This window comes from Streptomyces sp. NPDC055140 (genome assembly GCF_053607285.1).
In genome coordinates, this window is record NZ_JBSGTG010000081.1 from 6,318 (window position 1) to 8,095 (window position 1,778).

The 1,778-nt window shown below is 69.4% G+C and carries 1 protein-coding gene; it reads right to left on the bottom strand.

Features of this window, described 5'->3' with window-relative positions; all coding sequences use genetic code 11:
- The coding region (locus ACWFR4_RS46865; protein WP_453657866.1) for a DUF3772 domain-containing protein at positions 1-1,778 on the bottom strand (1,778 nt) is incomplete at both ends.

Here is a 1,778-nt window from a genome sequence, read left to right on the forward strand (position 1 = left end):
TCGGGGCCGGACACGGGGGCGGTCTCGTCTGGGGGCGGTTCGGTGGAGTCGCTCCACTGTGTCAGGGCCGAGGGGGTGCTCAGGGTGGCCGTCCAGCGCTGCTCGTGCAGCGTGGCCAGGCGGCCGAGGCGCTTGAGGTCGGTGGCCATGGGGTTGGCCCTGCCGAGGGCCTTGGTGGCTTCCTCGATGGCGGTGCGCCACAGGCTCGGCGCCACGATCGAGGCGGCAGGGGAAAGGAGCTCGCCTTCCAGTCGCTTGTGGCGCAGGTGGAGGCTCTCCTCGTGGAGTTGCTCCAGGGCCTTGGCGAGCTTGCGGCCGCCCAGCGTCTTGGCGGCGTCGGGGTGGGTTTCGACGACCGCGCGCAGGGCTTCGGCCAGGAGCCGCTCGGCGATCAGCGTTCCGAGCCGGTCGGTGTAGTGGGGGAACTGCTCCTGCTGCTCCTCCGCGTCCATTGCGCCGCCTGAGGATGCGCCGCTGTCGGAGCTTCCGGAGCCGCCGGTGCGGCTGCGCGAGCGGCCACCGCCTCCTCCCCCGCCGGAGCGGGCCATGGCCGGGCTGTCTTCGGCGCCTGCGCTGGCGTAGCTGGGCACGGCGCCGCCGGGGCCGTTGCTCTGGGCGGGTGCTTCGGTCTCCAGCTCGGCCATCAGGGCTGCGACTTGTGCCTTGGCCTGCACAAGGTTGTCGTCGTCGTGGTAGATGGTGCCGAGGTAGGACTGTGCGTTCGCGACCTCGCCGAGTGCGCGGGTGTGCTCCTCGTTCGCGATGGTCAGGTCGTCGTCGAGGTGCGCGAGGCGGTGTTCCAGGGACTGGATGGTGCCGGAGACGGAGGCGGGGTCGGCGAGCATCTTCTTGCGGTCGACGGGAACGGGCTTGCCGGCGCCGAAGTCGAGGTGGAGGTCGAGGAAGTCCAGGCGGGCGAAGACGGGCGCACCGCCCAGTTCAGCGACCTCGATGGGCGGGTGGTTGGGCTGGCGCAGGTCGTCGAGGGCATCGACGAGGCGGAAGTGGAGGGCTGCCGCGGCGTCCTTGCGCTTGGTGTAGGTGCGGCCTTCGACCGTCATGGAGAAGTCGGTGTCGCGGGTCGAGCGGCGGGTGCCGTCCGTATTCGCGTCGCCGACGATGGCGGTGAGCCAGGCGATGCTGGTCTCGAGCTGCTCGGCGCGCCGGGTCTCTGTGTCGATGGTGTGCCGCAGCCCGTACTGGGCGGCGTTGTGGGCGTGCTTCTCGGCCTCCATGGTGAGGATCTCGTTCTGGAGCCGCCCCACTTCCTGCAGGCGCGGGTCGCCGGCGCCGATGGCGACCGCTTCGATCATGTACTCGTTGAGGTCCATCGCGATGTCGTCGATGGTGCGGTCGGTCAGCTTGCCGCTCATCAGCTGCTGGATGAACTTGGCCTTGCCCAGTACGAGTTGCCACACGTAGGCGTCGAAGCTGTTCTCGGTGACGTAGTTGTAGACGTGGACTTCGCGCCCGAGGTCGTAGTTGAGGTTTTTCTGCCGTACGACGCGGCCGTTGCGCTGGTGCAGGTCGACGGGGCGCCACGGGCAGTCAAGGTGGTGCACCGCGATGGCGCGGCGCTGCACGTTGGTTCCGGTTCCCATGGTTTCCGTGCTGCCGATGAGCACGCTGATCTTGCCGTTGCGGGCGTCGCGGAACAGGGCGGCCTTGTCCCGGTCGGTCTTGGCCTCCTGCATGAAGCGGATACCGTCGGTGGGCACGCCGCGGGCGGCGAGCTCCATGAACAGGCCGTCGTAGGGGGACCACTTGCCCTGCGTGAG